The sequence below is a fragment of the Pseudoalteromonas sp. Z1A2 genome (assembly GCF_011378755.1).
GTDB lineage: Bacteria > Pseudomonadota > Gammaproteobacteria > Enterobacterales > Alteromonadaceae > Pseudoalteromonas > Pseudoalteromonas distincta.
In genome coordinates this window covers 255,491-276,234 of sequence record NZ_WTKX01000002.1, presented here as the reverse complement: position 1 = coordinate 276,234, position 20,744 = coordinate 255,491, and the positions used below count along the sequence as shown (strand labels likewise).

Here is a 20,744-nt window from a genome sequence, read left to right as displayed (position 1 = left end):
TATTCAACATACCCAAGGAGGAGTAAATGTTACAAGCATCAAAGCAATGGCAGTGGATTACTTGTCCTAATAAAAATCGTTTATTACTTGATTTAAATGACGACATGCAATTATGTACGCCCTATAAGTTAAGACAACTCACCGATTCTGTTTTTAAAAATCCACGTTTTAGTTTAGAAGATGCTGCATTTTATGAACAAGTTTATAACTATTTAGATGGGTTTGAATTGTGGTCTGCTGCTCAAATTTGTCAAATATCGCTAAATGCAACCGCTGTTAAGTATCACTTAAAACCCGTTTTATCAAAAAGCTGGTTTTTTGAAGAATACACTGGAACAGAGCCAAGTGTAGAAGCAATAGTTAAATTAATATCTAAAGCGCAGACTGGCGATTTTTTAATTGTAGAGCATTGCCCTGATGCATCTATTTGCTTAAATTTAAGCGAAACCTTTAAATTAGACGAAAATTTATCTTTAGCGCAATTTGAAGTAATCCGTATTTTGAATAATCGAGTACACCCCATCCTAAATCAGCAATATCAAAGTCAAACCGCCTAACCAAATTTAAGTCTTAAGCGTGTCTTTATGGCGTGTTTGTCGCCCAACCTATGTTATAATCCTGCGCAATTAGCTATTAAGGGTTATTACTTTGCAATTTATCGCACTTACTTCTATCGGAATCGAAAATTTATTGGTTGATGAACTAACAGAACTTGGCGCAACTGTGTCTAAGCAAACTGTTGGTTCTGTTCGTTTTGAGGCTGACTCATTACTGGCGCAAAAGGTTTGTTTATCAAGTCGTTTTGCAACGCGTGTGCTTATGCTTATTGAAGAAAAAGAAGGCGTAGATGATAAGAATAGCCTGTATAATTTTGCTCGCTCGCAACCTTGGCAAGAGTGGTTTGGACCAACTCAAACATTCGCTGTCGACTTCAACGGTACCAATGACTCATTAAAAAACACACAATTTTCGGGTCTTGTAATAAAAGATGCGATTGTTGACTACTTTAATGATTTATACGAGCAGCGTCCTAACGTTGATAAGCAAGATGCAAATGTGCGTGTTGTTGCACGATTAAATCGTTACGGCGTTTCTATGTATATTGATTATTCGGGCCCTCGTTTGTCTGAACGTGGTTACCGTCAAGGTCAAGGTAAAGCACCAATTAAAGAACATTTAGCTGCTGCATTAATTAAACGAAGTGGTTGGCTTGATAATGTAAAACAACCTTTATTCGATCCATGTTGTGGTGCGGGTACTATTTTAATCGAAGCGGCTGGCATGGCACGAAACGAAGCACCGGGATTATTTCGTGAAGGCTTTGCTTTTGAGCGTTTACCCAGTTTTAGAGCCGCTAAGTTTAAAGAACTTAAAGAAGAGTTACTTGCTAACATTACCGATCCTAAATTGTGGTTAATTGGCCACGATTACGATGAACAAGTTTTAAATAAAGCGATTGATAATGCCAAACGTGCTGAGCTTGATGATGTTATTAAGTTTAAGCAAAGTGATGCAACTAAACTTACTGCTGTTGCAAAATTACCGGGTGTTGTAATTTCAAACTTACCTTATGGTGAGCGTATTGGTTCTATGGCTGAGCTTGTTGATTTACACCGTAATTTAGGTGTTGGCTTTAAAAAGCACTTTAATCATTGGAAACTTGCCTTACTAGGTATGGACGAGAGCTTATTTAAACTTTTAAAACTTGTGCGTCTTAAGCGTTATAAGTTTAAAAATGGCCCACTTGATGTTGAACTTAACTTATATCAATTAGATGATAAGCAAGTAAGTTTGACCACCGATGATAAAAAAGCGCTTAATTTTGAATGCTCTACGTCATTCGCAAATAGATTGAAAAAGAATAAGCAAGGCTTAAAAAACTGGCTTAAACAAAATAAAGTAGACGCTTATCGAGTTTATGAAGCGGATATCCCTGAGTACAATGTTGCTGTAGATATTTACGGTGACTCTGCGGTTATTTTTGAATATGCAGCGCCTAAAGAAATTGATGAAAAAACATCAGAAAAACGCCTGCAAGACGTAATAACATTGACTTCGCAACAACTTGATATCTCACCTGAAAATATTGCTGTAAAAGTGCGTAAAAAGCAAAAGGGCGAAGAGCAGTATACGGCCATGTCTAAACAAAACCGCACTATGGTAGTTGAAGAGTTTGGTGCTAAGTTTAAAGTTAATTTATTTGACTACTTAGACACAGGTTTGTTTTTAGATCACCGTTTAATGCGTCGTTATATTCAAGAAAATGCGAAAGATAAGCGCTTTTTAAACTTGTTTGCATACACAGGTACAGCCTCTGTGCATGCTGCACTTGGTGGCGCTAAAGCAATTACAACAGTTGATTTATCTAAAACCTATTTAAAATGGGGCCAAGATAACTTCGATTTAAACAATATCAGTAATACACGTTACCGTTTTGAACAAGCAGATTGTTTAAAGTGGTTAGAGCATGCGACAGCACAATATGATTTGATATTTTTAGACCCTCCAACGTTCTCAAACTCAAAACGTATGAAAGACGCGTTTGATGTGCAAAGTGATCACATTAAATTATTAACGTGGGTTAAAAAGATCTTAAGTCCATCAGGTACTTTGATTTTCTCTAATAACAAACGTGGTTTTGTAATGGATGAAGTTGGCCTGATTGGTTTAGGTTTAAAAGCCGTTAATATCTCAGATAAAACGCTATCACCAGACTTCAAACGTAATAAAAAAATCCATAATAGCTGGCTAATTACGCATGGCTAAATGGATTTTATATCATACTGATGGTTGCCACTTGTGCGAACAGGCTGAGCAACTTATCACTGATGTACTAAATGACAACAGTGAGTTATTACTAATCGATATTATGACTGATGAGCAGCTTATTGCTGAGTATCAAATTACTATTCCTGTATTAAAAAGTGAAAAAGGCGAGAAATTATATTGGCCTTTTACTTTACACTCTGTGCGCGAATTTTTAGCACAAGCAGAATAAGAGCAAATAAGAACTATGGATTTAATAAGAATTTTAAAAGCACAACTTGCTTTTGGTACACATGCTTTGCTTAACAAAGCAGACGCCGTTATAGAAAGTGGCGAAAGAGTGTGTGTAGTTGGTCGAAATGGCGCGGGTAAGTCAACGTTATTAAAAGTACTTGATGGACAAGTTGTTTTAGATGACGGTGAAATAAATCAGCTTGGTGGCATTCGAATTTCTCGTTTAGAGCAAGATCCACCAAAAGGTGCAAGCGGAACAGTATTTGATTACGTTGCGCAGGGTATGCCGGAAATCGCTAACCTACTCATTGATTTTCATCATGTTAGCAACGAACTGCAAACACAATGTACTGATAAGTTATTAAATAAACTTGAACGTTTATCAAACCAACTTGAAGCCGCTGATGGTTGGCGTTTTGATAGCCGAATTCAATTAGTTTTGACACAATTAGAATTAACACCAGAGGCTAAACTTGAGTCCCTTTCTGGTGGCTGGTTACGTAAAGTAGCACTTGCGCGTGCACTTGTAAGTGAGCCTGACTTATTATTACTAGATGAGCCAACAAACCATTTAGATATGGCTAGTGTAATGTGGCTTGAACAGTTTTTAAAAGAATTTAAAGGCGGCATTGTATTTATATCGCATGACCGTGCGTTTATTCGCGCTGTTGCTACGCGTATTTTAGATTTAGATCGCGGTAAACTTATTTCGTACCCAGGTGATTACGCGACTTATCTAGAGCAAAAAGCGCATGATTTAAAAGTAGAAGAAGCGCAAAATGCATTGTTTGATAAGCGTTTAGCTGAAGAAGAAACGTGGATTCGCCAAGGTGTTAAAGCGCGAAGAACGCGTAACGAAGGGCGCGTTCGAGAGCTAAAACAGCTACGTAATGAGCGCAAGCAACGTGTTGATCAAGTTGGAAAAACTGACTTTAATATTGAAACAGCTGATCGCTCAGGTAAGTTGGTATTTGAAGCTAAGAACCTTTGCCATGCATTTAAAGACAAAGTTATTGCTGATGATTTTTCGACACTTGTAATGCGTGGCGACAGAATTGGCCTAGTAGGCCCAAATGGTATTGGTAAAACAACACTATTAAAACTAATGTTTGGTGATTTAAAACCTGATAGTGGTATTACTAAGCAAGGTGTTAATTTAGAGTTTGCTTACTTTGACCAATACCGTGAAAAACTTGACGAAGAAGCAACTGTTCAAGATAACGTTGCCGAAGGTAAACAAGAAGTGATGATGGGCGGTCGTTCACGCCATGTTTTAGGTTACCTGCAAGACTTTTTATTCCCTCCAGCACGCGCTCGAACCCCGGTTAAAGCACTCTCTGGTGGTGAAAAAAATAGACTGCTATTAGCTAAACTGTTTTTAAAACCATCTAATATACTTGTTCTCGATGAGCCAACGAATGACTTGGACATTGAAACGTTAGAGTTACTAGAGGACATTATTAATCAATATCAAGGTACAGTGCTGATTGTAAGCCATGACCGAGAATTTATTGATAATACATGTTCTAGTGTATGGGCATTTGAAGGCAATGGTAAAGTAACAGATATCGTCGGTGGTTATAGCGACTATGAAGCTTATGTAGGTTACTTAGCTGAACAAGAAAAAAAAATTCAGCAACAACCAGTAAAAAAAGTTGAAAAAGTAGCCGCTCCAGCTGCAAAACCAGCAGCTAAGACAAATAAACTCTCTTACAAATTAAAACTTGAATTAGAGCAACTACCGAATAAAATGGAAAAACTAGAAGCTGAAATTGAAGCTCAACAAGCTGTAGTGAGTGACGCAAACTTTTTTAAACAAGAGAGTGATGTAACAACTAAAGCATTGAACCATTTAGCACAACTTGAGTCTGACCTTGAAGCTGCCCTTGAGCGCTGGGAAGAACTTGAAGAATTACAGAATCAGTAGTAAGGACTAAAATGAAATATAAATTACTCGCTGCCAGTATTTTAGCGACATTAAGCACTTCAGCCACAAGTGCGACGTACCAGTTAAGTGAATTAGGGACTCTTGAAGACGCTAAATATTCTTATGTAACAGATGTAAGCGAAAGCGGGCATATTATTGGTTTCGCAAATGGTTTATACAATTTACCTATTGATACCAGCTATATAGACTTTACTGAAAATGTTATTGAAAGTGCTTACGACAGCACAGAAGCAGCATATGAATTAAGTGATAAAGAAATTACTTTCACACTTGATGACATTGAAAATAATGATGCCGTAAGCACTAATCCTGATGCTCATGCTTTTATGGTTAGTTTTTTGGCAAATTCGAATTTAGGAATTCCGTCTAACTTTGAATATCAAAAAATGAGTTCTTTAGTTGGGATTAAATTTAACGAATCAGAGATTACTGAACAACCGATTTTTGATATAGCTTCTGTTGATTATGATGGATTAACTCGTTCTACTGTCAATCTTTTAAATGCAGTAAGTGAAGATGGCGTTACAGTTGGTTGGGGTAGTGCCCCATACGATAAAGTATCTTTTACACCTGATGGTGAAGATGATGCAGAAACATGGTTTACTCATGAATTTATAGAGCGTGGGATTGTAATAAGCGCTGATGGCAGTGTAAGTGTTGAGTTAGAGCCTGAGTTTAATGAATACGGTGGTACAAGTCGTGCCAACGATATTATTAAAACTAACAGTGGTTATACCGTTGTAGGTAATATGTCTACAAGCATTCCAGATGACAGACAAGATAATATTGATGATAACTGTGATAATGAAGACGAACCTACGTCAGTATGTATCAACTTGTTAAATACAAATATTACACGAGGCTTATTTAATAAGCGCGCTGTTAAATGGGAACTTGATGAATCACTTAATATCACGTCTGTTGAAGAGCTTGGTATGGCACTGACACCTGATGAAGGTGAAGCGGAAGATGATGCATTTACAAGTACTGCTTTAGCAGTGAACAACAACGGGACAATTGTAGGATCATCGAATACACGTTATTACAAAAATGACGATACAATTCTTACAATGCCAGTTTATTTTAAAGACGGTGCGGTTGTTGATTTTATTAATCAAGAAGATGACTGGCAGTCTGGTAAATCAATTGCTATTAATGATAACGATGTAATTACAGGTTATGCAACTAAGCGTATTGAAGGCACTCTTCGTAATAAATTCTTTTACCATGATATAGCAACGGGTAGTACGGTTTTCCCTACTGATTACTTTTCAAGCTCAAGTTCTTACGGTAACGATATAAACAACCAAGGTTATATTGTAGGTGAAGGGGAAGTGGGTGTTTCTGATAGCTCGCGACTCAAAGAGGCCTTTATTTACAAAATTGGTGAAGACAAAATCACTAATCTAAACGATTTACTGCCTTGTTATGACACCGACGGTGAAACTGATTACGCTTATACTATGGTTGAAGCGACTGCTATCAACGAAAATAATGAAATATTTGGTACTGCGACTAAAACAGTTGAAAAGCTAGATTCATTAGGCGGTGTAGTAACTGATATTAATGGTGAAATTGAATATGAGAGTATTGCAATAGCAGTTAAACTAACGCCAATTGCAAATGGTGAAGTAGAAAGCTGTGCTCCAGTAGAAGCTGAAGTTTATGAGCGTAACTCTGCTAGCTTCCCTTGGTATACATTATTGTTATTACCACTGGTTGGCTTAAGGCGTGTATTTCGCTTTTAAAGTTTATTGATTATAAAAAAACCAACTTGATAAAGTTGGTTTTTTTTCGTCTATAATATTTTATTAGATTAGGATTGCAGCGATTATTTAGCTTTAACGCCACTAATTATTTCGTGATAACCATGCTTTTTTCACAGAGCGGCGCCAAATAATATCGATACCAAAATATCCTATAATTGATGCAATAGAAGCACATACTAATGAACCTAATAAAAATGCAGGACCAATTGTTTCTATACTTTCTAAAAACCAAGACCAACTTGCTTCAAATACAAAGTGTTGTTCTGGCTGATTAAGTATTAACGTACCCACTAAGTATGAGCCATAAAAGATAGGTGGCATGGTTAATGGATTCGTAAGCCATACTAAAGCAACTGATATGGGTAAATTAACCCTAAATAATATAGCACCTGCTGCGGCTAAAACCATTTGAAAAGGAACAGGGATGAAAGCAAAAAATAACCCGACCGCGAAGGCCCCTCGAGCTGAACGTCTATTTAAATGCCAAAGATTTGCGTCTTGCAAAAGTCGTCCAAATATTTTTAGTGATTTATGATGTCTAATTTTATTTGGATCAGGTAAAAATCTTTGGATCGTTTTTTTAGCCATTTAAAGCAACCATTTACATCAGTGTGGATAAGTCTTGGGTTTGTAATTGGCTGTGTAGCAACCGTGTTTTATTATCAAACTCTCGAATTTACAGTCTTCACAATTTTCATTGTAATAGTGAGCGCTTATTTTAAGCCGTTTTTAAACGTATTGTTAGGCTTTATTTGTGCAATTTGCTTTGTTGGTATGCATTTCTACCTTTTTTATAGTTTTGAAATACCAAAATCGAACGAAAAGTATGCACTTGATTCTACATTAGTTGTTGAAGAGGTTATTTCTGATAAAAAACCTCAGTATATCAAAGCCAAAATAGTGGCATTAGACGGGAGTAGCTTTTCGAATTTTAGAGCACCCAAAGCAATGCTCAGTGTTAATTCTGCACAGCCTTTTACAGTCGGGGATGAATTCTCTGCATTAATCCATTTAAAATATTTTCGCAGTAATAAAAATTTTAATGTGTTTGATACTGAACGTTATGCATTTATAAATAGAATATTATTTAAAGGCAAAGTTCTCAATAAAGAGCTTAATATAATACACAGCGATAAACAAAGCATCGTACTAGATTATCAAAACTTCATTAAAAATACCTATACAAATACAAGATTGCAGTGGCTCTATTATGCATTACTCAGTGGTGATAAATCGTTAATGAGCTATACAGATAAACAATTAATGCAATCACTTGGGTTAAGTCATTTACTGGCTATATCGGGTTTACATATTGGTTTGATTTTTAGCTTTGGTTATTTATTCATTCGATTTATCTGTACGAAAATAAACTTTTCAATTGGTCAATCATTTAACCTTACACTTTACTACAGTTCGTTCGGTTTTATAGCTGCATTAGTTTACGTATATTTAAGTGACTTTTTAGTATCAGCAACGCGAGCACTAATTATGCTGGGTTGTTATTTGTTACTTTATTTTCTTGCTAAGCAGCCGCTGCGATGGCGGAGTATTTTATTTGCCTTGGTAATAGTGCTTGCTGTTAACCCATTTAATTTACTTAATCCAGGTCTGTATTTTTCATTTTTAGCGGTCGCTATAATTTTTACTGTTATTAATAAATTACCAATATTAAATACACGAATCAAAAACAAAATTATTGCGTTATTTGTTATTCAAGTAGCATTGTTTATCGGTTTATTACCACTTTCACTTTATTTTTTTAATGGCGTAAGTATTGCGGGCCTAGTCATTAACTTAATTGCGATACCGTTTCTTTCCATCATTATTTTGCCATTTTTGATTGTTTTTACATTACTGAGTACTTTTTTAGATATAGGTAATTTAATACATTTGTTTGATACAGGGTTATATGCGTTATTTAAATTACTTTATGAAATACCCGAGTCGTTAAGATGGCTGACAACAGGAAGAATCGAGTTAATATTCGTCATTTTTACCTATATTACTATGTTGATGATTTACTTCCTCCCCTATAAATTGTTCTCTTTCATTCCTTTAACAGTACTTTTATTGAATAATCTTCTAAAAGAAAAGCCTAACTGGCAACTTCATGTGTTTGATGTTGGGCATGGTCTCATGGCATTAATTGAAAAAGATAACCAAGTGCTTATCTATGATTTTGGTCCAAGTTATTTTAATCGTTTTAGCCGTACGCGAAGTATTTTATTGCCTTATATAAAAGCAAATAATTTCACAGTAAAAACAGCGATTCTAAGTCATGAAGACAGCGATCACGCTGGAGGAATACAGCATTTTATTGAAGCTGGATTTGGGGAAACATTAAAGCAATTTCATCCTGAAAATACACTTAATGTGTGTGAAGTCCAAAGTGTTGATTTTGTCGGTTTAAGAGTAGAAAGCTTTAGCACTATAGGGTATGGAAATGAAAACGACGATTCATGCGTTGTTAGAGTATCGAGTAATACTTATAGTGTGTTATTTACAGGTGATATATCAAAATCCCGTGAAGCCTCATTATTAGCTAATAATACATCGTTGAAAAGTACAGTCATGTTAAGCCCGCATCATGGCAGTGATACATCCTCAAGTGTTAATTTTATTAGTGATGTAGCTCCTATAGTTGTGATTCATTCAAGTGCTTATAAAGGACAGTGGGAATTTCCCAAGCCCGTTGTCGTCGAGCGTTACAAAGCAATAAGCGCCGAGCAATTTACAACAGGCGTTGAAGGACAAATTAGTATTAAATTCTACTCAAACAATTTGGTCATAGAAACAGCAAGAGGGCAGGAAAGTTATTGGTTTATCAAAGATTGACGTTTAGTTTTATCTCATCGAAGGATACAATACAGGGAGTTACTGTATTTAGAGAGTGTTATGGATCAAAGTACTGCACAAATTTATAAACGTCTTGTTTCGTATGTTGGCGCATACAAAAGCGTCGCTTTTATCGCAATTGTTGGGATGATAGGCTATTCAGCAATGGATGCTTTATTCATTCAATTAATGAAGCCGTTTATTGATCAAGGTTTAAACCAACGAAATACAGAAGTTTTAAAGTACGCTCCTTTTGTAGTTATCGCGTTAGTACTAGGGCGTGGTGTTTTTAACTTTATGTCTTCGTACTGTTTAAGTTATGTGGGCTCTCAAGTTGTACGCTCTTTACGCCAAGAGTTATTTGAGCACATATTGCATTTACCCGTTTCTTTTCATGACAAAAACTCAACAGGCGATTTAATTTCAAAAATCACTTTTGACACAGAGCAAGTTCAACAAGCAATTACTAAAGCGTTACTTATTGTTGTACGTGAAGGAGCCTTTGTTGTCTTTTTACTTGGTGTAATGTTTTATACCAGTTGGAAGCTCTCACTTATATTTTTAGTCATCATCCCTCTCGTTGCCATTATTGTAGCGGTTGTATCGAAACGTTTTCGCCATATTTCTAAAAGTATCCAATCAGCTATGGGGCAGGTTACACGTAGCTCTGAACAGATGCTTAGCGGACATAAAGTTATTCATGGATTTGGCGGACAAGACCAAGAAATAAACCATTTCTCAAAGATTAATAATCATAACCGCCAGCAGCGCATTAAAATGGATGCGACAAAAGCTTTAAGTGTATCAATTATTCAAATATTAGCAGCAAGTGCTATGGCTGTTATTTTATGGGCTGTATCTCTTCCATCAATGATTGATACGATTACCTCAGGTGACTTCATGGCATTGATTGCCTCAATGATGATGCTATTGCGACCGCTAAAACAACTCGCCAATGTTAATAGCGATATGCAGCGTGGTATCTCTGCAGCTCAAAGTATATTTTTAGTTTTAGATGAAGAAATGGAAAAAGATACTGGCACCGTTTCAGTCGATAAAGTTAAAGGGGTAATTGAAGTTAAAAATGTAACCTTTAAGTACCCAACAAAAGATGAAGCCGTATTAAACGATTTGTCGCTAACGATTAAAGCGGGTGAAAGTATTGCCTTAGTTGGGCGCTCAGGCTCGGGTAAATCAACAATTTCTAATTTATTACCACGCTACTATGACTTAGAGTTACCGAGTGAAATATTACTTGATGGTATAGCCCTGCAGGATTATAAATTAACAGATTTGCGTCGCCAATTTGCTTTAGTGTCTCAGCAGGTCGTGTTATTTAACGATACGATTGCTAACAATATTTGTTATGGCATAAAGCATGATGTGTCTGAGGAAGAATTAGAGCAAGTTGCTAAACAAGCGCATGTTTGGGAGTTTGTTAAAGACCTGCCAGAGCAATTAAACACCATGGTAGGTGAAAATGGTGTAATGCTCTCCGGCGGTCAACGCCAGCGTATAGCGATAGCACGTGCAATATTAAAAGACGCACCTATTTTGATTTTAGACGAGGCTACATCAGCACTTGATACCGAATCTGAAAAGCTTATTCAGCAAGCATTAGAAACGCTAATGAAAGATAAAACCTCAATTGTTATTGCGCATCGCTTATCTACTATCGAAAACAGTGACCGAATCTATGTTATTGATAATGGTCGTGTAACAGAAAGTGGCGATCACAATAGTTTATTAGCAAATGACGGTACTTATTCAGCCCTTTGCAAAATGCAGTTTGGTGATCAGGCGTGAGTAAAATAGAACAAAGCTGGTATAAATCATTTGGTCTAATTACTTTACTGTTATTACCATTAAGTGCTTTGTTTTGGGTTGTATCGTCATTTCGAAAATACTTATACAGCGCTAAAATACTTAAACCTTTTGAGTGCAAAACGCCTGTAATTGTAGTTGGCAATATAAGTGTTGGCGGTAATGGTAAAACGCCTTTTGTTTTGTGGCTGTATGGTCATTTAACACAGCAAGGTTTATCAGTGGGAATTATTAGTAGAGGATATGGTGGGCAATCAAAAAATTACCCGCTGTTAGTTACTGAGCTTGTAGATGCTCAGCAGGCTGGAGATGAGCCCGTACTTTTATACCATCGTTTAAAGTGCCCAATAGCGGTTGGGCCTAATAGACAACACAATATCGATTTATTAGAAAATAATTATACACTCGATGTTATTATTTCTGATGATGGAATGCAGCATTATAAAATGCCTCGTAGCATTGAGTGTTGTATTGTTGATAATGAGCGTCGTTTTGGTAATGGCTTTGTTATGCCAGCAGGGCCACTTCGTGAAACAACTAAACGTTTGCAAAGTGTCGATATAGTAATTGAAAATGGTGGTGAGGCTAATAATAGCTACACATTACAAGTAAGTAATCTTCGCTTGGTTAATTCAAGCGATTATGCAAAAAGTAACGTAAGTGAAGCACATGCAATAAGTGCAATTGGGAACCCTAAACGGTTTGAAAACTCATTAGAAGCACAAGATATTACGTTATTATCGACTCATCATTTTAGAGATCATTATGCTTATACAGTAGATGATTTTGCCCAATTTGGTGATGATTGCATTATAATGACCGAAAAAGATGCCGTTAAATGTAAGTCCTTTGCAAAGCCTAATTGGTATTATTTACCAGTAGATGCACAACCTACCGATAGCGTAATAAACACATTAAATTCAATATTAAAAGAAAAAGGAATACTCAATGGCCTTTGATACAAAATTACTCGAGATAATTGCGTGCCCTGTTTGTAAGGGAAAATTACGCTTTGATAGAGAAAACAACGAACTAATTAGCACAGCAGCTAAGCTTGCTTATGCTGTTCAAGATGATATTCCAGTATTACTTGAAAATGAAGCACGTGAGTTATCTTTAGAAGAGGTTGAAAAGTGGAATTCGTAGTTGTAATTCCTGCTCGTTTTGCATCGACCCGACTACCAGGTAAACCGCTTGCTGATATTTGTGGCAAGCCAATGGTTCAACACGTTTACGAAAAAGCATGTTTATCAGGTGCTAGTAAAGTAGTTATAGCAACCGATCATCAAAAAGTATTTGATGCAGTAAGTATGTTTACTAATGATGTAGTAATGACGCGTGAAGATCACCAGTCGGGTACTGAACGATTAGCTGAAGTGGTTGATTTTCTTAAACTTGATAGCAATACAATTGTGGTTAATGTACAAGGCGATGAGCCATTACTTGCACCAGAAAACGTATCTCAAGTTGCTGCACTATTAAGTGATTCAACAGCACTAATGGCAACGTTAAGTGTTGCTATTGAAGAACGTGATGAAGTATTTAATCCTAATGCCGTTAAAGTGGTTAGCGATATAAATAAAAATGCCCTGTATTTCTCTCGTGCAAGTATACCGTTTGATAGAAATACGATGATGGATGATAGCACTGCCCTTAATTTAGCACCATTTCAACGCCATGTAGGTATTTATGCGTACAGAGCGGGTTTTATTAAACAATACATAGAGCTGAGTGTATCACCATTAGAATTACTTGAATCACTTGAGCAGTTACGTGTTTTGTATCACGGTTATAAAATTAAAATAGAACAAGCTCAAATAGCCCCTCATGCAGGTGTAGATACGCCTGATGACTTAGCTAAAGTGATAGCGCATATTAAAAGTAAAAACGTGTGAGTGAGCAATTAAGTAAGATAATAAAAGTTGTTTATACACATAACGACTTTTATATTTTAGAAAAGCCAGCGGGTCTTAATTTTCATTCTGAAGAGGGACCCGGCTTTGTTGTTTTAGCCGAACAACAATTATCGCAAAAGCTTTATGCCGTTCATCGTTTAGATAAAGTGACATCAGGGCTTATTATTTTAGCAAGAAACAAAGCCGCTGCAGCCGCCTTTACTGTTATGTTTACTGAGCATGCGATTGCTAAATTTTATTTAGCGATTAGTGATGCTAAACCAAAAAAGAAGCAGGGGTGGATAAAAGGCGATATGGCTAAGTCTCGCCGTGGCTCGTTTAAGTTACTAACGAGTACACTTAACCCTGCAATCACCCGATTCTATTCTCTGAGTTATAAGCCAGGATTTAGAGGGTATATTTTAAAACCTTACTCTGGCAAAACACATCAACTAAGAGTGGCACTAAAAAGTGTGGGCGCAGCTATTTTAGGCGATGCAATGTATTCAGGCGCGCCTTCTAATCGTACCTATTTACATGCATATGCGTTAAGCTTTTTATGGCAAGGTGAACAAATACAGCTAACTTTATTACCCGATAGTGGTGATGAGTATTTGGCGTTAATTAAACATCAAGATTTTCAAGCATGGCAATCGCCATGGCAACTGGATTGGTAAATGAGCGAAAAAGTTACAGATATACGTTTTGGTGGTATTAAACGTTTATATGGTCATCAACAGTTTGATTGGCTTCAAGAAGCACATTTTTGTGTAGTAGGTATTGGTGGTGTAGGAAGCTGGACAGCAGAAGCACTTGCGCGTACTGGTGTTGGTAAAATAACACTTATAGATTTGGATGATATTTGCGCCACTAACGTAAATAGGCAAATTCATGCGTTAACGGGCACTATTGGTCAAGCTAAAGTCGATGCAATGAAAGCGCGCTGCGAGCTCATTAATCCACAGTGCCAAATTAGTGTAATAGATGACTTTATTACGCTTGATAATATTCAAGAGCATATTCAAGGTTTTGATTATGTAATTGATTGTATTGATGCAGTTAAAGAAAAAGCAGCATTAATTGCTCACTGTAAACGTAATAAACTACCTATAATTACAACTGGTGGTGCTGGTGGGCAAACAGATCCTAGCCAAATAACTTTTGGTGATGTAGCTAAAACTACGCAAGACCCATTACTTGCAAAGGTGCGCTATATTTTGCGCAAGCAATATAATTTTAGTAATAATCCTAAACGTAAGTTTAATATTGATTGTGTTTACTCAACAGAGCAATTGGTTTACCCAGGAAGCGATGGCAGCGTATGTCATGCTAAGCAAAGTGCTGATGGCACAATGAATATGGACTGTAATAATGGTTTTGGCTCTGTGACTATGATCACAGGAAGCTTTGGTTTTTTTGTTGCTGCAAAAGCGGTGCGTAAATATCTAGATAAAAAACAACGCTCACAAGCTTAGTTTTCGTTAACTAAGCTTGTGTTGTGCCATGGTTTGTATCTTATCAACCATGGCTTTAATACCATTACCACGTGATGCGCTTAAGTGGCTTATAAGGCCGAGCTTTTCAAATTCTTCATACGCATTTTTATTCACTACCTGTTCTGGTGTAAGCCCGTTGTAAAGCGCTAAAATAATGGCTAATAATCCTTTTACTATACGAGTATCAGAGTCACCTATTACAACAAGTGTATTTTCGGTTAAGTCAAATTCAACGAACATCCATACTTTGCTTTCACAGCCTGGTACAAGTGCATCATCAGTTTTCAAAACATCAGCTAAAGCCGGTAACGTTTTTCCTAAAAGCATTATCTCACGATATTTTTGCTGCCAAGCGGTCGCATTTTTTATAGATTCTGTGACTTTTTTAAACGTATTTGTCATGAGTTATCCTAATTAATTCTATTAAACTGGCGTTCAATCTAATAAAGCGATACATTTTTTAAGTGAATCAATGAATATATCTACATCTTTGTAGGTATTATAAAAAGAAAAACTCGCTCTTAACGTTCCATTAAGCCCTAAATGTGTCATTAATGGTTGCGTACAATGGTGTCCACTTCTGACTGCAACCCCATATCCGTCAAGTAAAGTTGCCAAATCATATGGATGTTCATCTTTAAAATTAAAACAGAGTGTACCAATATTGTCAGATAGGTTGCTGAATATGGTAATGCCATCCACCTTTACCAATTTTTGTGCCGCGTAACTAAACAATTCTTGTTCATATTGCTGTATTTGCACGTGATCTAATTCTTTTAAATAGTCTAGTGCGGCACCAAAGCCTAAAACTCCAGAAATATTTGGTGTGCCAGTTTCAAATTTTGCAGGCGCAGGGCGATAAGTGCTATGAGTTAAGTAAACTTTATCGATCATTTCACCGCCGGATTGGTAAATATCTAGCGTATTTAGCTCTTCATATTGGCCATAAAGTACACCTAAGCCTGTTGGACCGAGCATTTTATGGCTTGAGCAAACATAAAAGTCACAGTTTAATTCACGTAAATCGGGTTTTAAATGCAGTGCACCTTGGGCTCCGTCCACTAAAACAAGCGAATTCACCTCTTTTGCAGCTACAATTAGTGGCTTTAAATCAGTGATATTACCCAGTGTGTTCGATGCTTGTGTAATAGCTAATAAGGCAGGTTTTGTTTCTTTTATAAATTCACAGCATTGTTGGGTGTTTAGCGTGCCGTTATTATTTAGCGGCAGAGAGACTAATTTAGCTCCCGTCTGTTGGCTTACTAGTTGCCAAGGCACTATGTTTGCGTGATGCTCAAGCGGAGATATTATTATGGTATGACTTTCATCTAAACGCTTTTTTAAGCCGTTAGCGACCAAATTTATGGCTTCTGTAGCACCTTTAGTCCATACAATCTCTTTACTTAAGACATTAAAAAACCTTGCAGTTTTATCCCGGACTTGTTCATAAGAATAAGTGGCCTGTTCGCTAAGTGTATGGCGTCCACGGTGTACATTTGCATTTTGAGACGTATAAAACTCAGTAATTGTATCTATAACTGATTGAGGCTTTTGTGAGGTTGCTGCTGAGTCTAAATAAACAAGCGGGCAGCCGTTTATTGTTTGATTTAATGTCGGGAAGTCTTTTCTAATTTTATTTATATCAAACTTTAAAGTAGGCATAGCTCATCTACATAGTGTTTTTAAGGCAGGGATTGTAATCGGTTTATGATAATTCTCAAGTGCTGTTAATAAAAAAGGCCGCAAAATGCGGCCTTTTAAACTAACCAGCGTCAATTAACGCTTGTCAGTTGATACGTAATCACGTTGAGTGTAACCAGTATACATTTGGCGAGGACGGCTGATCTTATGACCAGGTTGAGATAGCATCTCATCCCAGTGAGTGATCCAACCAACAGTACGTGCCATTGCAAAAATTACAGTGAACATGCTTGTTGGAATACCAATCGCTTTTAAGATAATACCAGAGTAGAAATCTACGTTAGGGTATAGTTTCTTCTCTACAAAGTACGGGTCTTCAAGGGCAATTTGCTCAAGCTTCATAGCAATATCAAGAAGTGGATCTTGGATATTAAGCTCAGCTAAAACTTCATGACACGTTTGACGCATTACTGTAGCACGTGGGTCGAAGTTTTTGTAAACGCGGTGACCAAAGCCCATAAGGCGGAATGGGTCAGCTTTGTCTTTAGCTTTAGCAACGTATTCATCAATACGATCCACAGAGCCAATCTCTTCTAACATGTTTAAACATGCTTCGTTAGCGCCGCCGTGAGCAGGTCCCCATAAAGAAGCAATACCAGCTGCAATACATGCATACGGGTTAGCACCTGATGAACCAGCAAGACGAACTGTTGAAGTCGATGCATTTTGCTCATGATCTGCATGAAGCATAAAGATTTTATCCATAGCTTTAGCAGTTACAGGATTAACTTTATATTCTTCAGCAGGTACAGAGAACATCATGTGTAAGAAGTTTTCTGCGTAGCTTAAATCGTTACGTGGGTATACAAACGGTTGGCCGATGTTTGTTTTATAAGCCATTGCAGCAATAGTTGGTAACTTAGCAACTAGCTTAACTGCACTTGTTTTACGTTGTTCTGCATCAGTAATATCAAGGTCTTCATGATAAAAAGATGATAATGCACCCACTACGCCACAAAGCATTGCCATTGGGTGAGCGTCAAAGCGGAAACCTTGGAAAAAGTTAGCAATTTTCTCGTCAAGCATAGTGCTTGTAGTGATTTCATTCTTAAAAACTTCGTATTGTTCTTTAGAAGGTAACTCACCATTTAAAAGTAAGTAGCAAAGCTCAATATAGTTAGAATCTTCAGCTAATTGCTCAATTGGATAACCACGGTGAAGTAGTACACCTTTACCACCATCAATATAGGTGATTGCAGATTCACAAGAACCAGTCGACATGAAACCTGGGTCATAAGTAAAGTGACCATGTGAACCTAACGTACGTACGTCGATTACATCTTGGCCAGCAGTGCCTTGATAAATTGGAAGTTCGATTGGATCTAGTCCATCAATATGGACTGTGGCTTTTTTATCTGCCATCGCTATGTATCTCCTATTAAGATATCTATTCTGATTTTTAGATTTTAAAGTTCTGAAATCTGTTTTAAGCACATCTTCGCATTTTAACGTGAAAGAGGGGGTTAAAGTCAATTTTTATAAACATTATGCATATATGTATAATAAATATTCGGTATTAATTAAATATAATACTATTGGCTAATTCGCAAACATCTCTAAATAAACAAGAATTGTAAAAAGTCCTGTGGGTATATATACTAACGGTGGTTTTAAACCGTATTGTATTTGGGTAAACATATTCTTAACAGCTTAAAATTTACTGTTTTGTGAACTTTAACTATTTTGATACGTTTATTCTGATAGTTCCATCAGTAATATTTGGTGGGTTTTTAGAAAAACAAGTAGATGAGCTCCACTGTGAGCAAAGATGGGCAAGTAACTGTGAAAAAGCAAAGACCTGTAAATCTAGATCTAACAACTATATCTATGCCGGCAACGGCTAAAGCTTCAATTTTTCACCGCGTCACCGGTGTTGCATTGTTTTTTGCTTTAACGTTTGTCATTTGGGCTTGGTCTGAGTCTCTCTCTTCAGCTGAAGGTTTTGAATTCGTCAAGGGTCTGTTTAACGGATTCATTGCCAAATTTATAGCTTGGGGCACTGTTTCTGTATTAGGTTATCACCTTATTGGTGGCATCCGTCATATGATTATGGATATGGGACATTGGGAAGAACTTGAATCAGGTAACCTCAGCGCTAAAGTATCAATGGCTCTTGGTGTTGTGTTTGCCGTATTGGCAGGGGTGTGGATATGGTTTTAAATCAAGCAACTCTAAAACGTGATGGTGTACAAGATTTCGTATCTTTACGTACCACGGCATTAATAATCAGCGCGTACGCGATTTTTATTATCGGCTATTTTTTAGCGACGCCAGAAGTCACTTTCGAAGCCTGGACAGGCCTCTTCTCTAACCTAGCAATGAAAGGGTTTACTTTAATTACCCTTATTTGCATTATGGTTCATACCCGCATTGGCCTTTGGCAAGTTCTTACAGACTATGTTAAGTGTTCGAAGTTGCGTGCTGTTTTAGGTTTTGTTTTAAACCTAATGGCCGTTGCTTACGTAGCTATTGGTCTAATCGTATTATGGGGTGTTTAAGTGAAATATTCTGTTCGTGAATTTGACGCCGTAGTAATTGGTGCAGGTGGTGCTGGTATGCGCGCTGCTTTAGCAATTACAGAATCTGGCAAAACGTGTGCATTAATATCTAAAGTATTTCCAACGCGCTCACACACTGTATCTGCTCAAGGTGGTATTACAGTAGCGCTTGGTAATTCACACGAAGACAACTGGGAATGGCATATGTACGATACCGTTAAGGGTTCCGATTTTATCGGTGACCAAGACGCTATTGAATACATGTGTCAAACTGGCCCAGAAGCTATTACTGAATTAGAAAACATGGGACTACCATTTTCTCGTTTTGAAAATGGCCGTGTTTACCAACGTCCTTTCGGTGGTCAATCGAAAAACTTTGGTGGTGAACAAGCCGCACGTACTGCTGCTGCAGCTGACCGTACTGGTCATGCTTTACTTCATCTTCTATATCAACAAAACGTTAAAAACAAAACAAATGTATTCTCTGAGTGGTATGCACTTGACTTAGTTAAAAACGACAATGGCGATGTAGTAGGGTGTACAGCAATTGAGATTGAAACAGGTGAAATCACTTTCTTCAAATCTAAAGCAGTTGTATTAGCCACTGGTGGTGCAGGTCGTATATTCGCATCAACAACAAATGCTCACATTAACACCGGTGACGGTGTTGGTATGGCAACACGCGCTGGTATTTCTATGCAAGACATGGAAATGTGGCAGTTCCACCCAACGGGTATTGCAGGTGCTGGTACTCTAGTAACTGAAGGTTGTCGTGGTGAAGGCGGTTATCTTTTAAATAAAGATGGCGAGCGCTTCATGGAACGTTACGCACCAAATGCAAAAGACTTAGCGTCTCGCGATGTTGTTGCGCGTTCAATGATGACTGAAATCCGTGAAGGTCGTGGTTGTGATGGTCCTTGGGGTCCTCATATCAAGCTGAAACTTGACCATTTAGGTGAAGAAACGCTTAACCTACGTCTTCCTGGCGTATGTGACCTAGCTAAAACTTTCGCTCACGTTGATCCAGCTAAAGAGCCAATTCCAGTAATTCCTACTTGTCATTATATGATGGGTGGTGTTCCTACTAACGTAAATGGACAAGCACTACAAATCGATGCTCAAGGCAACGAAAAAGTAGTTGAAGGTTTATTTGCTGTTGGTGAGATTGCATGTGTATCTGTACACGGTGCAAACCGCCTAGGTGGTAACTCATTACTAGATTTAGTTGTATTTGGCCGCGCTGCTGGTAACTTCTTAGGTAAATACCTTAAAGATGTTGAAGTATCAAAAGCGGCTTCAGAGTCAGATTTAGAAGCGTCTCTTGCACGTTACAACCGTTGGGAAAATTCAACGGCTGGCCAAGGTGAAGATCCAGTTCAAATCAAAAAAGACCTACAGCAATGTATGCAGCTTAACTTCTCGGTATTCCGTGAAGGCGATTCAATGGCTTCAGGTCTAAAAGAACTTAAAGAAATTCGTGAACGTCTGCAACATGCTCGTCTTGATGATAAATCATCAGACTTCAATACGCAGCGTATCGAATGTCTTGAACTAGATAACTTAATGGAAACAGCTTACTCAACTGCAGTAGCTGCAAACTTCCGTACAGAAAGCCGTGGTGCACATTCTCGCTTTGACTACCCAGATCGTGATGACGAAAACTGGTTATGTCACTCAGTATTCAATCCTGTAACGGATGAAATGAGTAAGCGTGATGTAAACTATGCGCCTAAAACGCGTGAAGCTTTCCCACCTAAAGCACGTGTTTACTAGGAGAT

Annotated in this window: 19 protein-coding genes; 15 read left to right on the top strand and 4 right to left on the bottom strand. The window is 37.4% G+C overall.

Going from position 1 to position 20,744, the window contains the following annotated elements; translation table 11 throughout:
* Positions 1–26 precede the first annotated feature (26 nt).
* The 5 genes from GQR47_RS02685 (at position 27) to GQR47_RS02665 (ending at position 6,696) form a co-directional block, all read left to right on the top strand.
* Entirely contained in the window at positions 27–557 is a 531-nt protein-coding gene (locus GQR47_RS02685; RefSeq protein ID WP_002961896.1) for a cell division protein ZapC, read from the top strand.
* A gap of 91 nt (positions 558–648) precedes the next feature.
* The gene (gene rlmKL, locus GQR47_RS02680; RefSeq protein ID WP_024595574.1) at positions 649–2,766 is read left to right on the top strand and encodes a bifunctional 23S rRNA (guanine(2069)-N(7))-methyltransferase RlmK/23S rRNA (guanine(2445)-N(2))-methyltransferase RlmL; all 2,118 of its coding nucleotides are present in this window, start codon (positions 649–651) and stop codon (positions 2,764–2,766) included.
* Complete coding sequence (locus tag GQR47_RS02675) at positions 2,759–2,998, top strand: glutaredoxin family protein (protein WP_002961779.1); 240 nt, start codon at positions 2,759–2,761, stop codon at positions 2,996–2,998. Before rlmKL ends, GQR47_RS02675 begins: the two co-directional genes overlap by 8 nt.
* A 15-nt stretch (positions 2,999–3,013) precedes the next feature.
* Complete coding sequence (locus GQR47_RS02670) at positions 3,014–4,927, top strand: ABC transporter ATP-binding protein (RefSeq protein ID WP_024595573.1); 1,914 nt, start codon at positions 3,014–3,016, stop codon at positions 4,925–4,927.
* A gap of 11 nt (positions 4,928–4,938) precedes the next feature.
* Positions 4,939–6,696: a DUF3466 family protein gene (locus GQR47_RS02665; RefSeq protein WP_024595572.1), complete on the top strand. Its 1,758-nt coding sequence runs from the start codon at positions 4,939–4,941 to the stop codon at positions 6,694–6,696.
* Positions 6,697–6,798: 102 nt separating this feature from the next.
* Here GQR47_RS02665 and GQR47_RS02660 read toward each other — a convergent pair whose 3' ends face one another.
* Positions 6,799–7,305 carry a DUF2062 domain-containing protein gene (locus tag GQR47_RS02660; RefSeq protein WP_024595571.1) on the bottom strand — a complete coding sequence of 169 codons (507 nt, stop codon included), beginning with the start codon at positions 7,303–7,305 and terminating at the stop codon, positions 6,799–6,801.
* Between GQR47_RS02660 and GQR47_RS02655 the strand changes: the two genes are divergently transcribed.
* The 7 genes from GQR47_RS02655 to tcdA are packed head-to-tail and all read left to right on the top strand — an operon-like array spanning position 7,285 to position 14,746.
* Positions 7,285–9,552: a DNA internalization-related competence protein ComEC/Rec2 gene (locus tag GQR47_RS02655; protein WP_024595570.1), complete on the top strand. Its 2,268-nt coding sequence runs from the start codon at positions 7,285–7,287 to the stop codon at positions 9,550–9,552. The genes GQR47_RS02660 and GQR47_RS02655 overlap by 21 nt on opposite strands.
* Positions 9,553–9,612: 60 nt before the next feature.
* Positions 9,613–11,358, top strand: coding sequence for a lipid A export permease/ATP-binding protein MsbA (msbA, locus tag GQR47_RS02650; protein ID WP_165723486.1), 1,746 nt, complete (start codon positions 9,613–9,615; stop codon positions 11,356–11,358).
* A complete protein-coding gene (gene lpxK / locus GQR47_RS02645) occupies positions 11,355–12,335 on the top strand; it encodes a tetraacyldisaccharide 4'-kinase (protein ID WP_165723485.1) in 981 nt (326 codons plus the stop codon). The genes msbA and lpxK overlap by 4 nt, the downstream gene beginning before the upstream one ends.
* Positions 12,325–12,522 (top strand): Trm112 family protein, encoded by a 198-nt coding sequence (locus GQR47_RS02640; protein WP_165723484.1) that lies wholly within the window; start codon positions 12,325–12,327, stop codon positions 12,520–12,522. Before lpxK ends, GQR47_RS02640 begins: the two co-directional genes overlap by 11 nt.
* Complete coding sequence (gene kdsB / locus GQR47_RS02635; RefSeq protein WP_165723483.1) at positions 12,510–13,271, top strand: 3-deoxy-manno-octulosonate cytidylyltransferase; 762 nt, start codon at positions 12,510–12,512, stop codon at positions 13,269–13,271. Before GQR47_RS02640 ends, kdsB begins: the two co-directional genes overlap by 13 nt.
* Positions 13,268–13,948, top strand: a complete 681-nt coding sequence (locus tag GQR47_RS02630) for a TIGR01621 family pseudouridine synthase (RefSeq protein ID WP_165723482.1) — start codon at positions 13,268–13,270, stop codon at positions 13,946–13,948. The genes kdsB and GQR47_RS02630 overlap by 4 nt, the downstream gene beginning before the upstream one ends.
* The gene (tcdA, locus tag GQR47_RS02625; protein ID WP_138489117.1) at positions 13,949–14,746 is read left to right on the top strand and encodes a tRNA cyclic N6-threonylcarbamoyladenosine(37) synthase TcdA; all 798 of its coding nucleotides are present in this window, start codon (positions 13,949–13,951) and stop codon (positions 14,744–14,746) included. It abuts the gene before it with no gap.
* Positions 14,747–14,752: 6 nt separating this feature from the next.
* On the opposite strand, the gene GQR47_RS02620 is transcribed toward tcdA, so the two are convergent.
* The 3 genes from GQR47_RS02620 to GQR47_RS02610 form a co-directional block, all read right to left on the bottom strand.
* A complete protein-coding gene (locus GQR47_RS02620; RefSeq protein ID WP_165723481.1) occupies positions 14,753–15,169 on the bottom strand; it encodes a SufE family protein in 417 nt (138 codons plus the stop codon).
* A gap of 33 nt (positions 15,170–15,202) precedes the next feature.
* A complete protein-coding gene (locus tag GQR47_RS02615) occupies positions 15,203–16,429 on the bottom strand; it encodes a SufS family cysteine desulfurase (protein WP_165723480.1) in 1,227 nt (408 codons plus the stop codon).
* Positions 16,430–16,543: 114 nt separating this feature from the next.
* Positions 16,544–17,830 (bottom strand): citrate synthase, encoded by a 1,287-nt coding sequence (locus tag GQR47_RS02610; RefSeq protein WP_002961796.1) that lies wholly within the window; start codon positions 17,828–17,830, stop codon positions 16,544–16,546.
* A 420-nt stretch (positions 17,831–18,250) separates the two neighbouring features.
* On the opposite strand from GQR47_RS02610, the gene sdhC reads away from it, so the two are divergent.
* The 3 genes from sdhC to sdhA are packed head-to-tail and all read left to right on the top strand — an operon-like array spanning position 18,251 to position 20,739.
* Positions 18,251–18,628, top strand: a complete 378-nt coding sequence (gene sdhC / locus GQR47_RS02605; RefSeq protein ID WP_122975019.1) for a succinate dehydrogenase, cytochrome b556 subunit — start codon at positions 18,251–18,253, stop codon at positions 18,626–18,628.
* Positions 18,619–18,966: a succinate dehydrogenase, hydrophobic membrane anchor protein gene (gene sdhD, locus GQR47_RS02600; RefSeq protein WP_002961798.1), complete on the top strand. Its 348-nt coding sequence runs from the start codon at positions 18,619–18,621 to the stop codon at positions 18,964–18,966. The genes sdhC and sdhD overlap by 10 nt, the downstream gene beginning before the upstream one ends.
* Positions 18,967–20,739, top strand: a complete 1,773-nt coding sequence (sdhA, locus tag GQR47_RS02595; protein ID WP_165723479.1) for a succinate dehydrogenase flavoprotein subunit — start codon at positions 18,967–18,969, stop codon at positions 20,737–20,739.
* Positions 20,740–20,744 lie beyond the last annotated feature (5 nt).